The 17,289-nt window shown below is 64.5% G+C and carries 19 protein-coding genes; 7 read left to right on the forward strand and 12 right to left on the reverse strand.

Features of this window, described 5'->3' with window-relative positions; all coding sequences use genetic code 11:
* Positions 1-22: 22 nt before the first annotated feature.
* Positions 23-985, reverse strand: a complete 963-nt coding sequence (locus tag A0W34_RS19975; RefSeq protein ID WP_003945087.1) for an HpcH/HpaI aldolase/citrate lyase family protein — start codon at positions 983-985, stop codon at positions 23-25.
* Positions 986-1,057: 72 nt separating this feature from the next.
* Here A0W34_RS19975 and A0W34_RS19980 point away from each other — a divergent pair, with 72 nt between their 5' ends.
* From A0W34_RS19980 to A0W34_RS20000, 5 genes are all read left to right on the forward strand, one after another.
* Positions 1,058-2,344 carry a magnesium transporter MgtE N-terminal domain-containing protein gene (locus A0W34_RS19980; protein WP_003945077.1) on the forward strand — a complete coding sequence of 429 codons (1,287 nt, stop codon included), beginning with the start codon at positions 1,058-1,060 and terminating at the stop codon, positions 2,342-2,344.
* On the forward strand, positions 2,341-2,883 hold the full coding sequence (locus A0W34_RS19985; RefSeq protein WP_003945067.1) for a DUF1003 domain-containing protein: 543 nt from the start codon (positions 2,341-2,343) through the stop codon (positions 2,881-2,883). Before A0W34_RS19980 ends, A0W34_RS19985 begins: the two co-directional genes overlap by 4 nt.
* A gap of 63 nt (positions 2,884-2,946) precedes the next feature.
* Positions 2,947-4,422, forward strand: coding sequence for a lytic transglycosylase domain-containing protein (locus tag A0W34_RS19990; protein ID WP_232329889.1), 1,476 nt, complete (start codon positions 2,947-2,949; stop codon positions 4,420-4,422).
* A gap of 145 nt (positions 4,423-4,567) precedes the next feature.
* Positions 4,568-5,431, forward strand: a complete 864-nt coding sequence (locus tag A0W34_RS19995) for a lytic transglycosylase domain-containing protein (protein ID WP_003945171.1) — start codon at positions 4,568-4,570, stop codon at positions 5,429-5,431.
* Between the two features lie 24 nt (positions 5,432-5,455).
* Positions 5,456-6,592, forward strand: a complete 1,137-nt coding sequence (locus A0W34_RS20000; RefSeq protein ID WP_003945178.1) for an Mrp/NBP35 family ATP-binding protein — start codon at positions 5,456-5,458, stop codon at positions 6,590-6,592.
* A 64-nt stretch (positions 6,593-6,656) separates the two neighbouring features.
* Here A0W34_RS20000 and tatB read toward each other — a convergent pair whose 3' ends face one another.
* From tatB to sigE, 4 genes are all read right to left on the reverse strand, one after another.
* A complete protein-coding gene (tatB, locus tag A0W34_RS20005; RefSeq protein WP_003945177.1) occupies positions 6,657-7,049 on the reverse strand; it encodes a Sec-independent protein translocase protein TatB in 393 nt (130 codons plus the stop codon).
* A gap of 74 nt (positions 7,050-7,123) precedes the next feature.
* Positions 7,124-8,647 (reverse strand): trypsin-like peptidase domain-containing protein, encoded by a 1,524-nt coding sequence (locus A0W34_RS20010; protein ID WP_370852746.1) that lies wholly within the window; start codon positions 8,645-8,647, stop codon positions 7,124-7,126.
* Between the two features lie 30 nt (positions 8,648-8,677).
* Positions 8,678-9,037, reverse strand: a complete 360-nt coding sequence (locus tag A0W34_RS20015; protein ID WP_050656820.1) for a hypothetical protein — start codon at positions 9,035-9,037, stop codon at positions 8,678-8,680.
* A 52-nt stretch (positions 9,038-9,089) separates the two neighbouring features.
* On the reverse strand, positions 9,090-9,686 hold the full coding sequence (gene sigE, locus A0W34_RS20020) for an RNA polymerase sigma factor SigE (RefSeq protein WP_029255812.1): 597 nt from the start codon (positions 9,684-9,686) through the stop codon (positions 9,090-9,092).
* Positions 9,687-10,016: 330 nt separating this feature from the next.
* On the opposite strand from sigE, the gene A0W34_RS20025 reads away from it, so the two are divergent.
* Entirely contained in the window at positions 10,017-10,652 is a 636-nt protein-coding gene (locus A0W34_RS20025; RefSeq protein ID WP_081558159.1) for an O-methyltransferase, read from the forward strand.
* Here the strand turns inward: A0W34_RS20025 and glgC are convergent.
* A complete protein-coding gene (gene glgC / locus A0W34_RS20030) occupies positions 10,649-11,863 on the reverse strand; it encodes a glucose-1-phosphate adenylyltransferase (protein ID WP_003945185.1) in 1,215 nt (404 codons plus the stop codon). The two genes, A0W34_RS20025 and glgC, sit on opposite strands and share 4 nt — an antisense overlap.
* Before the next feature lie 132 nt (positions 11,864-11,995).
* Here glgC and glgA point away from each other — a divergent pair, with 132 nt between their 5' ends.
* Positions 11,996-13,168: a glycogen synthase gene (gene glgA, locus A0W34_RS20035; RefSeq protein WP_064444029.1), complete on the forward strand. Its 1,173-nt coding sequence runs from the start codon at positions 11,996-11,998 to the stop codon at positions 13,166-13,168.
* A gap of 6 nt (positions 13,169-13,174) precedes the next feature.
* Here the strand turns inward: glgA and A0W34_RS20040 are convergent, their stop codons facing one another.
* The 6 genes from A0W34_RS20040 to folP all read right to left on the reverse strand — a co-directional run bounded on the left by A0W34_RS20040 (position 13,175) and on the right by folP (position 17,267).
* Complete coding sequence (locus tag A0W34_RS20040) at positions 13,175-14,014, reverse strand: putative RNA methyltransferase (RefSeq protein WP_081558843.1); 840 nt, start codon at positions 14,012-14,014, stop codon at positions 13,175-13,177.
* Between the two features lie 117 nt (positions 14,015-14,131).
* Positions 14,132-14,299 carry a DUF3117 domain-containing protein gene (locus A0W34_RS20045; RefSeq protein WP_003945169.1) on the reverse strand — a complete coding sequence of 56 codons (168 nt, stop codon included), beginning with the start codon at positions 14,297-14,299 and terminating at the stop codon, positions 14,132-14,134.
* 151 nt (positions 14,300-14,450) lie between these two features.
* On the reverse strand, positions 14,451-15,020 hold the full coding sequence (locus A0W34_RS20050; RefSeq protein ID WP_030536943.1) for a DNA-3-methyladenine glycosylase I: 570 nt from the start codon (positions 15,018-15,020) through the stop codon (positions 14,451-14,453).
* Positions 15,020-15,397 (reverse strand): DivIVA domain-containing protein, encoded by a 378-nt coding sequence (locus tag A0W34_RS20055; protein ID WP_003945181.1) that lies wholly within the window; start codon positions 15,395-15,397, stop codon positions 15,020-15,022. Before A0W34_RS20055 ends, A0W34_RS20050 begins: the two co-directional genes overlap by 1 nt.
* A gap of 32 nt (positions 15,398-15,429) precedes the next feature.
* Complete coding sequence (locus tag A0W34_RS20060) at positions 15,430-16,371, reverse strand: glucosyl-3-phosphoglycerate synthase (protein WP_003945188.1); 942 nt, start codon at positions 16,369-16,371, stop codon at positions 15,430-15,432.
* Complete coding sequence (folP, locus tag A0W34_RS20065; protein ID WP_050656816.1) at positions 16,368-17,267, reverse strand: dihydropteroate synthase; 900 nt, start codon at positions 17,265-17,267, stop codon at positions 16,368-16,370. The genes A0W34_RS20060 and folP overlap by 4 nt, the downstream gene beginning before the upstream one ends.
* Between the last annotated feature and the right edge of the window lie 22 nt (positions 17,268-17,289).

The raw sequence follows: 17,289 nt of genomic DNA on the forward strand, positions 1-17,289 counted from the left end.
GATTCGTTCGGCTATGCGAGCGTCAGGCGTGTTCGGGCGGCGTGAATTCCGAGGTGCGCGTCATCCCCGCGGCGCGACCCTTGGCCGAAATCACCAGTGCCATCTTGCGACTCGCCTCGTCGATCATCTCGTCGCCGAGCATGACGGCGCCCCGCCCTCCCCCGGCAGCCGAGGTGTGGAACGCGTACGCGTCCAAGATGAGTTCCGCACGGTCGTAGTCGGATTGGCGCGGACTGAACACCTCGTTGGCCGCCTCGATCTGCGTGGGGTGCAGAACCCACTTGCCGTCGAAACCGAGCGCTGCCGTTCGCGCAGCCGACCGAGTGAAAGCCTCGACGTCGCGGATCTGCAGGTACGGCCCGTCGATGGCCTGGACGCCGTGCGCCCGCGCGGCCATCAAGATGGTCATCAGGATGTGGTGATACGCGTCACCGCGGTCGTAGCCGTCCGGTTGCTCACCGACGACCAGAGTTCTCATGTTCAAGCTCGCCATGAAGTCGGCCGGGCCGAACACGAGCGCCTCGACGCGGGGACTCGCGGTGGCGATCGCGTCGATGTTGGTCAAGCCGATCGCGTTCTCGATCTGCGGTTCGATCCCGATCCTGCCGACCTCGAGACCGTTGGCCTTCTCGACCTGCGTCAACAACAAATCGAGCGCCTGGACGTGACTCGCATCGGGAACCTTGGGCAGCAAAATGGCGTCCAGATGCGCTCCGGCGCGGCCCACCACCTCCACGACGTCGGCATACGTCCATTCGGTGGTCCAGTCGTTGACCCGGACGACCTTGACCTGTTTGCCCCACCCGTCCTCGGCCAACGCGTCGCCGATCGACTCCCTGGCCGCCTGCTTCGCCAGCGGCGCCACCGCATCTTCGAGGTCGAGAAAGATCTCGTCGGCGGGCAATCCCTTCGCCTTGTCGATCATCTTCCGACTGCTGCCGGGAACTGCCAATACCGATCGACGGGAACGGTTGCGTGAAGTCATTGCGGACTGCCCTTCTCGATTTTCGGTGGCGCCGTTGCAGATTTTGGCGCTGGACGAATTAGCCTTGCAATCATGGCAGCAGCAGGCAAGGTATTTGCAGCCAGGCTTGCCGGCCTGGTTGTACTCGGCCCGGACGGCGAATCGATCGGTCGTGTGCGCGACGTCGTCATCACGGTCCGCATCGGACGCCAGCAACCCCGCGTTCTCGGTCTGGTGATCGAAATGTTCACGCGCAAACGCATTTTCGTTCCGATGTTGCGTGTGACAGCAATCGAACCGAGTGCAGTCACCCTCACCACCGGCAACGTCAGTCTGCGGCGCTTCAACCAGCGCCCGGGCGAAGTGCTCGCTCTGGCGCAGGTACTCGATTCGCATGTGCGCGTGGACGACCCGGAACTCGAGGAGCTTCACGGCGTCGACACGATAGTCGTCGATCTCGGAATCGAATCGACGCGGACGCGAGACTGGGTGGTCTCCAAGGTCGCGGTTCGCGGCCATCGCGGACGCCTCGGTCGACGCGCGGCGATACACATCGTCGACTGGCAGCACGTCGCCGGCCTCACCCAGAGCGATCTCTCACTCCCCGGCCAGGGCGTAGCTCACCTGCTTCTCCAGTACGAAGGCATGCGACCCGCCGATGTGGCCAACGCCATGCGCGAACTGCCGGAGAAGCGCCGCCACGAACTGGCCGTGGCGCTCGACGACGAACGCCTCGCCGACGTCGTGCAGGAACTGCCGGCGGACGACCAGACCGATCTGCTGATGCACCTGGAAGTCGAACGCGCCGCCGATCTACTCGAAGCGATGGATCCCGACGACGCCGCCGACCTGTTGGGCGAGCTGCCCGAAACCGAGGCCGAGTCACTGCTTCAGTTGATGGACCCGCAGGATTCCGAACCTGTTCGACGCCTGCTCGAGCATTCCCCGGACACTGCCGGTGGTCTGATGACGCCCGAACCGGTGGTACTGACGGCCTCGACGACGGTCGCGGAGGCCCTTGCCCGCGCCCGCAACTACGACGTGACCCCGGCGCTGTCGAGCATGGTCTTCGTCGTACGTCCGCCGACGGCGACTCCGACCGGGCGGTATCTCGGCTGCGTCCACTTGCAGAAGCTTCTCCGCGAGCCTCCCGCCAGCCTGGTAGGCGGACTACTCGACACCGACATGCCCCGGTTGGCCCCGGACGACTCGTTGGCGTCGGTCACCCGATATTTCGCGACGTACAACTTGGTATGCGGGCCGGTCGTGGACGACGAGAACCACCTGATCGGGGCCGTGACGGTCGACGACGTGCTCGATCACCTCCTGCCGGAAGACTGGCGTGAGGATTACTCCGACGACGAGGAACTACTCCGATGAGCGAACGGGCGTCGAGCACGACCGCACGGCAACGACTGGAAACGCCCCGCGGAAGCCGCCGGTTCAATCTCGATTTCGACGTCGAAGCTGTCGGGCGCGTCAGTGAACGCATCGCCCGCTTCCTCGGCACCGGGCGTTATCTCGCAATCCAGACGATCATCGTGATCGTCTGGATCCTGATCAACGTGTTCGCGGTGGCCCTGCAGTGGGACCCGTACCCGTTCATCCTGCTCAACCTGGCCTTCTCCACCCAGGCCGCCTACGCGGCGCCGCTGATCCTCCTGGCCCAGAACCGTCAGGAGAACCGCGACCGGGTCTCGCTCGAGGAGGACCGCTCACGCGCCGAGCAAACCAAGGCGGATACCGAATTCCTCGCCCGAGAACTCGCAGCTCTGCGTATCGCCGTCGGCGAGGTTGCCACCCGCGACTACCTGCGACGGGAGCTCGAGGAGATCAAGTCGATCCTTGCTGCCGACGGCGAACCGACCCCGAAGAAGAAGCACCGTGACTCGAATACTGCGAAACAAAGTCACAACTAGCTGAGCGTTCGCTGAGTTTTGCTGCACGCACCGTGACCGATATGTAACGTAAGTCACAGCAATATGGATATCACGGTGGGTACTCCGGAGCGGGAGCGCCAGCAAAGGGGAATCGTGCGAGTACGCGGAATGATTGCAGCATCCACACTGGTGGGGGGACTGCTCGTCGTCACAGGTCCAGCGGCCCTCACTGCCGGAAGCGCACCGACCGGAGGGTCACAGGTTCCGATCGCACTGGCGGGCTCCGCCTCGATTGCGCAGCCGGACTCTGTCGACTTCCTCCCGACGCCCCGCACGGTCCGAACGCAAAGATCGGCCCCGCCCAGCGATACGGTCGCCGGCGCCCCGGCAGCGCCCAACGCTGCGGCCGTCGTCCTCACCTCTCTGGGCATCCCCGAGATCGTCCTGAACGCGTACCGCTCCGCGGAGCTGGTGATGATGACCGAGGCACCGGGATGCGGAATCCCCTGGCATCTTCTGGCCGGCATCGGACGCATCGAATCCGGTCACGCCAACGGCGGCAAGACGACCTCGGTGGGTACGACGGTCACCCCGATCCTCGGCCCCGTCCTCGACGGACGGCTGGCAGGCAACGAAGTCATTCGGGACACCGACAAGGGCGCAATCGACGGCGACCCCACTCACGACCGCGCCGTCGGGCCGATGCAGTTCATTCCGGCCACCTGGGCCGGATATGCCAGCGACGGCAACGGGGACGGAATCAAGGACCCCAACAACGTCTTCGATGCGGCGCTCTCGGCAGCGAAGTACCTCTGCAGCGGCGGACTCAACCTGCGCGATGTCGCCCAGGAGACCAAAGCTGTTCTGCGATACAACAACTCGGCCGCTTACGCAGCAAACGTGATCATGTGGTCGACGGCATACAAGAACGGTGTCATTCCTTCCGGTCAGCTGCCGTACACCTCGGGCATCAACACCGGCAGCTCCGCGATCAACGCCGCCGCCTCGGCAGACTCCGCCGCTTCGGCCGTACTCGCCGCGGCTGCGGCTACCGATCCGGCGGCCGGCGACAAGGAATCAGCATCGACGACGCCGACCCCGACCACCGCTCCCCTCTTCCCGGGTCTGCCGGACATGCCTGCACTCTCACCCGAGATCCAGGCACTGATCCCGCCGGGCGTCATGCCAACCAGCCCCGCTCCGGGACCCAACGCCGCCCGGAACGCAGCTCCCGGTCCGATCATCCCGCTCCCCGTCCTCACCTCACGGGGTCTCGTGTGGCCGATTCTGACGGCCGAGGGATGGCGCTGGCCCGACGACATGTGTGTGATCCTTCCGGACCCCGCAGCCCTCGACGCCTTGCAGGACGGCATCCTTCTGCCGTGCACGATCCCGGGCATGGCAGTGGCCGCCACGGCACCCGCCACCACCGACGCGGCTCCCGCGGAATCCTCTCCACCCGCCGCCCCCTCTCCGGAGCCCGCACCGGCACCGGCACCCGCACCGGAGCCCGCTCCGGCCCCGGCTCCGGCATTCGTGCCGTTCTTCCCGGGCCTGCCCGGCATGCCCGCTCTGTAACCGAAAAATCACGAAAGAACAGTGCATATGCCCCAAACTGCCCTTCTAGATCACGGTTGAATAACGGAAACGCAACAAATCAGGTAGCCTCGACTCCGTCAGTTGAACGGAAAACCTCCTCGCGGAGGTTCAGGAGGCATACACAGTGGGTCGGCACAGCAAGAAGACAGATTCGCACATCCGTCGAAATTCGGTCATCGCGCTCACCGGACTCATCCCTATCGGACTCGTCACCGCAGCCAACACGGCCGGCGCCGCTCCCAAGGTCCCGTTCTTCAACACCAGCTCCGCCGAAACGGTGGACACCGCCGCACAAGCCACGCAGGAGCCGCAGGCGCAGATTCTGCCCGCCGTCGAAGCAATCGCCGAGCCGGCTCCCGCCCCCGCGCCGGAACCCGCGCCGCTGGCTCCCGTGCAGGCCACTCCCCCGCTCCCCGCGTCCATGGCCGAGGGAGCACTCGGAATCCCGAGCGTGAGCGTCGCCGCCTACCAGAACGCCGAGCGGATCCTCGCCGTCGAGAAGCCCAACTGCAACATGCACTGGACGCTCCTCGCCGGTATCGGCCGCGTCGAATCCGGCCACGCCAACGACGGCAAGGACGCCGACGCGAACGGCAACCTCTACAAGCCCGTGATCGGCCTGCCACTCAACGGCAGCCTCCCCGGCCAGGCCGTCATCATGGACACCGACGGCGGCGCCCTCGACGGCGACACCGTCTACGACCGCGCAGTCGGCCCGATGCAGTTCATCCCTTCCACGTGGAACCAATACGCCGGTGACGGCAACGGTGACGGAATCGCCGACCCGCAGAACCTTTTCGACTCCGCACTGACCACCGGCAAGTACCTGTGCGACGGCGGACTCAACATGCAGGACGTCACGCAGGTTGCCTCCGCGATCCACCGCTACAACAACTCGGCCGCCTACGTCGCCAACGTTCTGGCCTGGTCGCTCGGGTACTCCACCGGCATCGTGCCCGCCGCATCGGACCTGCCGCGCATCCACTGACCTACCTGGACTTACCATGGAGTCATGTCTGTACTGACCGAGTCCGACGTTCGCTCCGCGCTCGCGCGAGTTCTGGACCCAGAGATCCGCAAACCCATCACCGAACTGGGGATGGTCAAGGGGATCTCCCTCTCCAGTGACAACAGCGTCGACATCGGCATCTATCTCACGACCGCCGGCTGCCCGATGCGCACCGAGATCACCGAACGCGTCACCAAGGCCGTCGCCGACGTCGCCGGGGTCGGCGCGATTCGCGTCGAACTCGACGTCATGGACGACGCCCAGCGGACCGAGCTCCGCAAGTCGCTTCGCGGCGATTCCGCCGAACCCGTCATCCCGTTCGCCCAGCCGGGTTCACTCACCCGCGTCTACGCCGTAGCCTCCGGCAAGGGTGGCGTCGGAAAGTCCAGTGTGACAGTCAATCTCGCGGCAGCAATGGCCGCGCGCGGACTGTCCGTCGGCGTGCTCGACGCGGATATCTACGGCCACTCGATCCCCCGCATGCTCGGCACCGACGCCAAGCCCACTCAGGTCGAGCGCATGATCATGCCGCCCGTCGCCCACGACGTGAAGATGATCTCCATCGCGCAGTTCACCCAGGGCAACACACCTGTCGTCTGGCGCGGACCGATGCTGCACCGCGCGCTCCAGCAGTTCCTCGCCGACGTGTTCTGGGGCGATCTGGACGTGCTGCTGCTCGATCTGCCGCCCGGCACCGGTGACATCGCCATCTCTGTGGCTCAGCTCATCCCGAGCGCCGAGATCCTGGTCGTCACCACACCGCAGCAGGCTGCTGCCGAGGTCGCAGAGCGCGCGGGCGCGATCGCCCTGCAGACCCGCCAGCGCGTCGCCGGCGTCGTCGAGAACATGTCCTGGCTCGAACTTCCCGACGGCACCCGCATGGACGTCTTCGGCGAAGGCGGCGGGCAGACCGTCTCCGATCGCCTCACGAAGGCCGTCGGCGCCAAGGTTCCGCTTCTCGGACAGATCCCGCTGGATCCGTCCGTCCGCGAGGCAGGCGACGCCGGGACGCCGATCGTCCTCAGCGCTCCCGATTCACCCGCAGCCATCGCACTCAAGGACATCGCCGACAAGTTGGCCGTCCGTCAGCGCGGGCTGGCCGGAATGTCGCTCGGTATCAACACGGTTCGCAACCTGTAGAACCCCCTCATACGGAAGGGCACCTGTCACCGATCGGTGACAGGCGCCCTTGCGTATGTCGAATCTAGGTGGCGTCGAAGTCCACAGGAGGACGTTCGCCGGCGGTGAGTGGCTTGTCCTTCGACAGCGTCTTCGGCTCCTGTACTCCGCTCTGCGGCTTCTTGTCGAAGTTGCCCGTGAAGATGGAGTCGTCGCCGTCGAGGAGGTGCTGGGTGATCACAGCGCGCGGCGTCATTCCGCGCAGCTTGTTCAGATCTGCGAGCGGTTTACGCAGATCCTCGAAATCGGTGCCCAATTCTTCCTTGAGCTGATTGGAAGCGCCCGAAGCATATTCGCGCACCTGCCTCAGGGATTTCGTGACCCAGGAGACCGCACCAGGAAGCCGCTCAGGTCCCAAGATGACCAGAGCCGCTACGAGGAGGATCATGAACTCGCCCCAACCGATGTTGCCAAACACAGGGTCAGCCTACTGTGTGCTCGCTCGGTGCGCGCATGTCCGGATCAACCTCACAGGAAGATCGCAGGGGCCGATCAGTCCGACACCGGCGTGACCGAAATGTCGACCTGCCGTCCGTCGCGGATCAACTGAACGTTGACGGGTTGGTCGACGGTCGTCGCGTTGACCGCAACCACCAATTCGTCGGCGCTTGTCACCGGTCGGTCACCGACCTTGACGATGACGTCCCCCTCGACGATCCCCGCACGTTGAGCGGGGCTGCCGTCGCGGACATTGGCCACTGCCGCACCACTGGTCGCGTCGTTGACCGCGGTGCGGGCATTCACGCCGATGTCGGGGTGATGAACCTTGCCGTCGCGGATGATGGTCTGCGCCACCTCGGTCACCGTGTCGATCGGAATCGCGAAGCCGAGCCCGACCGAACCGCCGGACTCACTGAGCATTGCGGTGTTGATGCCGATGACGCGGGCTTCGTCGTCGACGAGCGCACCACCGGAGTTGCCGTGGTTGATCGCCGCGTCGGTCTGGACGGCGTCGATGACGGCGTTGGTGTCGGTGCCTTCACCCGACAACCGCAGAGGCCGGTTCAGTGCACTGACGATTCCGCGGGTGACGGTCTTGCTCAATCCGAGCGGTGAGCCGACGGCGACGACGTCGTCGCCCACCTGAACATCCTCGGATTTTCCGAGCTGAGCGACCGTCAGATTGTTCGCCGACACCTTGAGCACTGCGAGGTCTGTCTTGACGTCACGTCCGACGATCTGGGCGTCGGTCTTGGTTCCGTCGGAGAAGATCACCTGGATCTTCGCGTCCTGAGCGGGCGGAACGGCCGAGGAGATCACGTGGTTGTTGGTGACGATGTATCCGGCGCCGTCGATGACCACACCGGAACCCGTGCTGCCCTGGTCGCCGACGGCGACCTGAATCGACACCACTGATGGCAGTACCGCGTCGGCGACCTTCGCCACCTGAGACTCCGGCTGTTCCCCACCGCCGGATTGAACGAGCGTGACACGTGAGCTGGTGAGTGAACTGCGATCGGCAGTGATGACAGTGGCAAGCAACCCACCGACGAGAGCGATGACAAGCGCCATGCCCGCAAGCGCGGCCAGTGCCGAGGGGGCGACCTTGCGACCGAACAACAGCTCACGCACGTCGAGTTTCTGGGCGGGAGGCAACTGCACCGGCGCCTCGGACTCTGCGGGCTTGCCCAGCGAGACGGCGGATTCAGGATCACGCCACGGATCACGCGGCGGTTCTTCGTCGGGCGTGTTGTTCGCCGTCGCATCGGGATCGCGACCGATCGACTCGGTGGCGTCTGCGGGTCGACCGAACGCTTCGGCCAGAACCGGGTCCGGAGTCCCGATCACGACATCGGAGGACGGAGTCGATCGCGCGGCCACCGGAGTGAACGAGCCCTCGACTCCACTCGGCCGACCGAACACCTGGCGCGAGGCCGGATCGATCTGGGGTCGATAGACCGGACGGGGGTCGAGAACCGGCGCATCTGCCGGTCTGTCCACCGAACCGTTTGCCGAAGAATCCGAACTCACTCCGGAGTGCCCCCTTTTTCCGTCAGTCACATGGTCCAGTATCACTGATCCGCGCCGGGAAGCTGGCGCGCGGCGTCATTTGCGCCAGCGACGGGACAACCTCTTGCTGATGGTGGAGAAGCCGGCGGGTTGATTACCGACGGAACTGTCGGCGTTTTCCGAATTCGGCCCGGCAGTCGGACTGTTGCACGAAGGAATCTGGCTGAGAAGTCCCACCAGGGACAACGGCATCGTCATCTCGCCGCTTCGACGCAGCGCACCACGTGCCTGCTGCTGAGCATCGACGGCCGCAGCGCACTCGGCGCAGATCGAGATGTGATGCGAGGCCCGCAAGTAGGCCTGCATTCGGAGTTCTCCGTCGACGTAGGCAGCGATTGCCTCGCTGGCCAGATGTTCGGTCGAACCGAACTGGCGATGTGCCCGCGCCTCCGTCATTCGTCCCTCCAGGTGATTGACCACGTCCCGCTCTGTAGCTCGAACCCGACCGTCAGAAACCGACGAGTTCGGATTCGGCTGCGCGCTGCGCTGCCAGATGATCACGAATCGCCTGTCGCCCACGATGGATACGGCTACGAACCGTTCCGAGCTTCACTCCCAGTGTGGCACCGATTTCCTCGTACGACAGACCTTCGATGTCACAGAGCACGACAGCGGCACGAAATTCAGGTGCGAGTGAGTCCAGTGCGGCCTGCAGACCTGCGTCGAGGCGCGCGTCGTGGTAGATCTGCTCGGGGTCCGGACCGGGCGAGGGAACGCGGTCGTAGTCCTCGGGCAGCGCTTCCATACGGATGCGATTGCGTCGGCGAACCATGTCGAGGAACAGGTTTGTGGTGATGCGGTGCAACCAGCCCTCGAAAGTTCCGGGCTGATAATCGGAGAGCGAGCGGAACACCCGGATGAAGGTGTCCTGCGTCAAGTCCTCGGCGTCCTGGGCATCGCCTGACAACCGGTAGGCCAGGCGGTACACCCGGTCACCGTGCTGACGCACGAGTTCGTCCCAAGACGGCATGGAGGACTTCTCACCAGTTGCATCGAACACAGCAGTGCCGATCAATTCGGAATCCACAGCCGATTCCGTCGTCAAAACTTCCGACTCTCGAGGGCGAGGCTCGTCGTTGACCTGGTAAATAAGTTGATCCTCCTGCTCGGGATCGCGTAGTTCGATCACCGCGTTGTCCGAATCACGTGATGCGCGATATTCGGGAGAACCAGCCGTTGCTGTGATTTGTTCCCGATCACCGAGCTGCGAAAGACCAACTTGGTAGAAATCGATACCGCCGTGCGATCTTCGATCCGGCGATGTATACACCTTTTCTCATCGCGGTGTGCACGCCATATGAGGAGCCTGAGGGATTCCTGAGAATCCTGGTGACTGCGCGCCTTGCAGCGACAATCCGAACCGCCCGATAACCTCATGAGCGTGACCCACGCCGAACAGATACTCCGCCACGTCGAGGACGTAGTTTCCGAGGACGAGATTTTGACCGCGGCGCGAGATCGAGCGCTGGATCTCGGAGCCCATCCGGTGACGCCCGCCGTCGGTGCGACGCTCGCGATGTTCGCGAGGATGCTCGACGCGAAGACGGCCGTCGAGGTGGGTACCGGAGCCGGCGTGAGCAGCCTGTGGCTTCTGCACGGAATGCGCGACGACGGCGTCCTGACCACGATCGACAGCGAACCCGAACATCAGCGGGCCGCCAAGCTGACCTTCCGCGAAAGCGGAATCGCTCCGGCACGCACTCGCCTGATCAACGGACGGGCTCTCGACGTGCTTCCCCGGCTCGCCGACGGCGGCTACGACCTGGTATTCGTCGACTGCGCCGCGATCGACCACCCGCACTACGTCCGCGAAGGTGTCCGCCTGCTGCGCTCCGGCGGTGTCATCGTTCTGCACAACGCCCTGGCCAACGGCCGCGTTGCCGACAGCTCCGCACGCGACGCGACAACGGTTGCGGTCCGAGAAGCGGCAAAGGCCGTGACCGAGGACGAGCGACTCATTCGAGTCCTCCTCCCCCTCGGTGACGGCCTCCTCTGCGCGAGCAAGCTCTAGATCCAGACGCCCTTACCGATGGCGACGACGCCACCCTGACTGACGGCAAATCGTTCGCGGTCACGTTCGAGATCGACGCCGATGATTTCGCCGTCACCGACGACGACGTTCTTGTCGAGGATCGCTCGCCGTACGACGGCACCCTTGCCGATGCGCACACCCGGCATCAGCACGCTGCCCTCGACGGTCGCACCGTCCTCGATCATCACGTTGGAACTGAGTACCGAATTGCGCACGGTCGCCGCGGACAGGATCGACCCCGCACCGACGACCGATTCCTGCGCGAGTCCGCCCTTCACGAACTTTGCGGGCGCGAGATTCTCGGTGGCGCCGCGGATGGGCCAGCGACGGTTGTAGAGATTGAAGATCGGGTGCACCGACACCAGGTCCATGTGAGCGTCGTAGAAGGCGTCGAGGGTACCGACGTCACGCCAGTAGCCGCGGTCTCGATCGGTGGCACCGGGAACGACGTTGTCCTTGAAGTCGTAGACCGACGCCTCACCCGCGGCGACCAAGGCGGGAATGATGTCGCCGCCCATGTCGTGATCGGAATCGGAATTCTCTGAATCAGCGCGGATGGCGTCCACGAGTACCTTGGTGGTGAACACATAGTTACCCATGGACGCGAACGTCGAATTGGGGTCGTCCGGTGTCCCGGGAGGATGGGCGGGCTTTTCCAGGAACTGGGTGATGCGTCCGGACTCGTCACTGTCGATGCAGCCGAAAGCAAAAGCCTCACTTCGCGGTACACGAATACCCGCGACCGTCACGCCTGCCCCGGATTCGATGTGGTGCTGAACCATCTGTTCCGGATCCATCCGGTACACGTGGTCGGCACCGAAAACCACGATGTACTCGGGGTCCTCGTCGTAAACGAGATTGAGCGACTGCAGGATTGCGTCGGCACTGCCGGTGTACCAGCGCGGCCCGAGCCGCTGCTGGGCCGGGACCGGGGTGATGTACTCACCCGCGAACCCGGACAATCGCCACGTCTGCGAAATGTGGCGGTCGAGTGAATGTGACTTGTATTGCGTCAACACACAAATACGCAGATATCCCGCGTTGACAAGGTTGCTCAACACGAAGTCGATAAGTCGATATGCACCTCCGAAGGGCACTGCGGGCTTCGCTCTGTCCGCGGTCAGCGGATACAAGCGTTTGCCCTCGCCCCCGGCGAGCACGATTCCAAGCACATGCGGCTGGCTTCTCACACCGCTAACCTATCCGCACTGGTGAACTCCCGCTAGCGAAGCAGTCCGAGAGGTCCGATCGTGTCCCCCTCCGAACGGCCGGGGATAACGTGATCGGTAGCCGGATCGACCACGGCCGGTTAGGTTTAGCGCGTGCGAGTCGCGATGATGACCAAGGAATACCCGCCGGAGATCTACGGCGGCGCAGGAGTACACGTAACCGAGCTCGTCGCTCAGATGAAACGGCTGTGCGAGGTCGACGTGCACTGCATGGGCGCCCCGCGCGAAGGCGCGATCGTCCACTCTCCCGACCCCGCTCTCGCCGGATCCAACCCGGCCCTGACGACGCTCTCCACCGAACTGCGCATGGCGGACGCCGCGGCCGGTGTCGACATCGTCCACTCCCACACCTGGTACACCGGACTGGCCGGGCATCTCGCGTCGGCTCTCTACAACGTGCCGCACATCCTCACCGCGCACTCACTCGAGCCCAGACGCCCGTGGAAGGCCGAACAGCTAGGCGGCGGCTATCGGATCTCGTCGTGGTCCGAACGCAACGCCGTCGAGCACGCAGACGCGATCATCGCCGTCAGTTCCGGTATGCGACTCGACGTCCTCGACGCGTATCCCGCTGTCGATCCGAGTCGCGTTCACGTAGTGCGCAACGGAATCGACACCGAGGTATGGCATCCCGGGGGATCTGCGCCGGGAGCACAGTCCGCACTCGCGTCGATCGGCGTCGACCCGGCAAAACCCATCGTGGCCTTTGTCGGACGCATCACGAGGCAGAAGGGCGTCGGGCACCTCGTCGCGGCAGCCCACCACTTCGACCCGGAGATTCAGCTCGTGCTGTGCGCCGGCGCTCCCGATACGCCGGAGATCGCCGCCGAGACGGAGAAGGCGGTGGCCGAACTCGCCCGGCACCGGGGCAATGTCTACTGGGTGCGCGAGATGCTCCCGACCGAGCAGATCAGGGAAATACTTTCGGCAGCAACGGTATTCGTCTGCCCTTCGGTGTACGAACCCCTCGGGATCGTCAATCTCGAAGCCATGGCGTGTGAGACCGCCGTGGTCGCTTCCGACGTCGGCGGCATCCCCGAGGTGGTCGCCGACGGCGTCACCGGTCGACTCGTGCACTACAACGCCTACGAGCCGAACGCGTTCGAGGAATCGCTCGCGGCCACCGTCAATGCCGTTGTCGCCGACCGAGAAGGCGCCGACGCGATGGGTCGTGCGGGCAGGATCCGTGCGATCGACGAGTTCTCCTGGGCCGAAATCGCCAAGCAGACGCTCGAGGTCTACGCGGACGCCGTCACGAGACGCTGATCCGCGTCAGATCTTGCGATAGGTCGAGACCGTCGCCGACGCGGTGACGGTACTCGGCTGCGGCAGCTTCTCCACGGCGGCAGCCAGATCGGCGGGCGTCAGGTGTCTCGCCGACGGTCCCATCCCCACCAAGTCGAGGACGTCCTGGTGTGAGAGTGACATCGTGAACTCGACCTCGTCGCTACTCACACGCTCGAAGTATCCGGCCATCGACGATTCGAGACGTTCCACTTTGCGGTCGTCGACCCGGACCATCGCGAGAATGTCGATCAGCTCGCGCAGATGCCTGTCGGTGGGCGTCAGGACCACCAGAACGCCGTCTTCGGCGAGAACTCGATGGGACTGCGGACCGTTACGAGGAGCGAACACACAGAGCACGTGAGAGAGCGCTCCGTCGCGAATGGGTAGTGGTTGCCAGACGTCTGCGACGATCGAACCGATTCTTTCGTGGACCTTCGCGGCACGCCGGGCCGCGAACTTGGACACGTCCAACGCTATCGCCCGAGAATCAGGCAGCGAATCCACGACGTGTGCGAGGTATTGTCCTGTGCCTGCGCCGATTTCGACGATCCGCGCGGGATCCGACCTCGCCGTCGTCGCGCAGGCCCGGGTGACGGCATCCATCAGCGGGCCGAAGTGGCCGGCGCCGAGCAATCGTGCACGCGCGGCAATCATCTCGGCACTGTCGCCGGTGAACTTCGTGGCACCGCCACTGATCAGGCTCACGTAACCCTGGCGAGCGACGTCGAATCGATGTCCGCGGTCGCACTCGGCGGCGCCGTCCACCAATTCCAGATCAGCAGCACACTGCGGGCAGGACAGAAGATCGATCACGGCGGCAAGCATTGATCCGTCCTTTCGGCTACCGGCGGTGCGCACACACTTCAGGCCCCGTACCGAAACGGATACGGAGCCTGCGTGCAATCACGTGCTGTTGTTCGTACTGCTACAACCTGGACCCGACTAGCTGGTGACGTTCGTGAGTTCCACACCGAGCGCTGCAGCTTCATCCGGGGTCAGCTCGACGACGAGGCGTCCGCCACCCTCGAGTGGAACCCGCATGACGATTCCTCGTCCCTCTTTGGTTGCTTCGAGGGGACCGTCCCCGGTCCGGGGCTTCATGGCCGCCATCCTCTGCTCCCTCCAGATCTGCGCTGCATTGCTCTGCGCCTCGACTAACGGTGCGCCCCGCCAACAATCAGCGAGGCTCGTACCCTCCATTGTTCCCTATGGATGCGGGAACCGGGAATCTGAGTCACATTTAGGGGTGTTCAGTCGACCGTCACACCTGCACCGGAACCCAGCAATCAGCCACGTGATCATCGACCATTCCGGTAGCCTGCATGAGCGCATAAGCCGTGGTAGGACCCACAAACTTGAACCCGCGCCGCTTGAGTTCCTTAGCCATGGCAGTCGACTCGGGAGTGACCGCGGGAACCTCTGCAATTGATGTCAGTCTTCTGGTGCGTCGAGGCGGCGAGAACGACCAGAGTAACGAATCGAGGTCCAGATCGGGCGAATTCACGAGCACTCGGGCGTTGGAAATCGTCGCCTCGATCTTCGCGCGATTGCGGACGATCGCGGCATCGGAGAGCAATCTCTCGACATCCGCAACTCCGTACGCTGCGACCTTGTCCGGATCGAACCCGTCGAAGGCTTCGCGGAACGCCTCGCGTTTGCGCAGAATCGTGATCCACGAAAGTCCCGATTGGAATGCTTCGAGGGCGAGTCGTTCGAACAGTTCGTCGCGCCCGTGCAGCGGACGCCCCCACTCCTCGTCGTGATAGTCGCGGTAGAGCGTGTCGCCGGGCGTCTCGACCACCCAGCCGCACCGAACGAGTCCGTCGGCCATCAGCCCTGGGAATCCTTCGATTCGGATACGGTCTCAGGCTCCTCCTGCGATGCTTCGGCCTTGGCCGGAGCATCCGCTTTCACCAGGACCTCAGACCGCTCGTCACGGCCCAGTTGTGCACGCAGAGAATCGATTTCCAACCCGAGGCGATGCAGGGCCCAATCCACTTCACTCGCCTTGTAGCCACGCAGCACCTGCTGAAAACGCAGCGCGTCGACATCCGCCCCGGTGACGTCCTCTGCCGGGAGTACGGTCGCCGTCGTGCCAGGAGGCAGCGGCGGCAGCTCTTCCGAGCGCCCGAACACAGCGCTGGCGGCGAGGAAGATCATCGCGCCGACCAGTGCCATGACAATCAGGTACAGGAGGATCGTCATCATGGACCGATACTCCCATACCCGAGTGTGAGCGGTCAGACCCCCGCGGTGCGCACTATCGAATTCATCGGGGGTCGATCGAGTAGCGAAACCTCGGTGGTCTCGGGCACGAAAGAATCGCCGTCGACCAGGAATTGGGTCAACCCGGCACCCGAATCCTCGATCCCGCACCGCCGGAGCATCGTTCCGATGATCTGCCGGCTCATCACACCGAGGTCGGCGAGCGGCCGGTTGCGATGCTTGCGCACACCGAGATTGACCTGACCGATCGCCGCCAGCCCCAACGTGTCGTACGTGTCGAGCAGAAGGCCGATCTCGACGCCGTAGCCGGGCGCGAACGGGACAGCGGACAGCAGCTCACGGGTGCCCGCGTATTCACCGCCAAGCGGTTGCAGTACCGACGTGAGTTCCGGCCGCAGCGCGGCCAACATGGGCCGCGCAACCAATTCCGTGACTCGCCCGCCGCCGTTGGCATCCTCCGTGCCGCTCACGCGCAGCGGACGGCGGTAGTAGCCCTTCACCAGATGGATGCCGTCAACCGTGAGCAGCGGCCCCAGCAGTTTGGGCACGAACGCCGGATCGGGATTGATGAGATCGGAGTCGACGAATGCGATCAGATCGCCGGTCGTTGCGGCGACCGAACGCCACAGCACCTCACCCTTGCCCGCGGTCGGCGGGATGGACGGGACTGCGCTCTCACGACTGATCACCGTCGCCCCCGCCGCGCGAGCACGCTCGGCGGTACGGTCGGTCGAACCGGAATCGAGAACGATCAACTCGTCGACCAAACCACCGAGCAACGGATGAATGGTGTCGACCACCGCAGCAACGGTGTCCTCTTCGTTGAGCGCGGGCAACACCACCGAGACGGTTCGGCCGCCCTTCGCCCGTTCGAGCTCGGCGACCGTCCAACTCGGATGGTCCCAACTGTTGGCGTCTGCCCATACGCGGGTCGGGCCCGCACCGGTGATGCTCATGCCAGACCTCGAACCGTACGTACCGGGGCACGGCGTCCCTGGATCGCGGCCACCATGTCGACGACTCGACGGGTGGACGCCACCTCGTGAACACGGAACACCCGGGCGCCGCCCGCCGCGGCCATTGCTGTCGCTGCCAATGTTCCCTCCAACCTCTCGGAAAGCTCCACACCAAGAGTCTCCCCGATGAAGTCCTTATTACTCAGCGCCATCAGCACTGGCCACCCGGTGTTTACAAGAACGTCCACTTTCCGCAACAACTCGAGCCCGTGAAAGGTGTTCTTACCGAAATCGTGGGTGGGATCGATCAGGATCGCGTCACGCGGAACCCCGAGTGCCAGGGCGCGCTCTGCCGCCGACACGACCTCGGTGACCACATCTGCGACGACGTCGTCGTAGCGGACACGATGCGGGCGGGTGCGCGGAACCGCGCCACCCGTGTGCGAGCAGACGATCCCGGCACCAGTCTCGGCAGCAACCAGGACGAGGTCGGGATCCGCACCCGCCCACGTGTCGTTGATCAGGTCGGCGCCTTCGACGCGTGCCAACCGCGCGACGCCGCTCCGCCAGGTGTCGACGCTGATGATCAGCTCGGGGTACTTGGCTCTGATCGCGGCGACGAACGGAACGACTCGCCTGACCTCTTCGTCGGCGTCGACGAGGTCACCGGGCCCAGCTTTCACTCCCCCGATGTCCACCAGATCGGCGCCCTCGTCGACGGCCCTGTCGACGGCAGCCATCGCTGCCGAATCCGAGAACGTCGCGCCTTGGTCGTAGAAGGAATCGGGAGTGCGGTTGACGATGGCCATCACCAGTGCACGGTCGACCGCGACCGGACGCCCACACAGGGTGGGCGCCGGACCTGGCTGCGCGGTGGAACCGGGGAGTGAAGACATGCCACTCATACTGGCATGACGG

This window comes from Rhodococcus sp. BH4 (genome assembly GCF_002079265.1).
GTDB lineage: Bacteria > Actinomycetota > Actinomycetes > Mycobacteriales > Mycobacteriaceae > Rhodococcus_F > Rhodococcus_F qingshengii.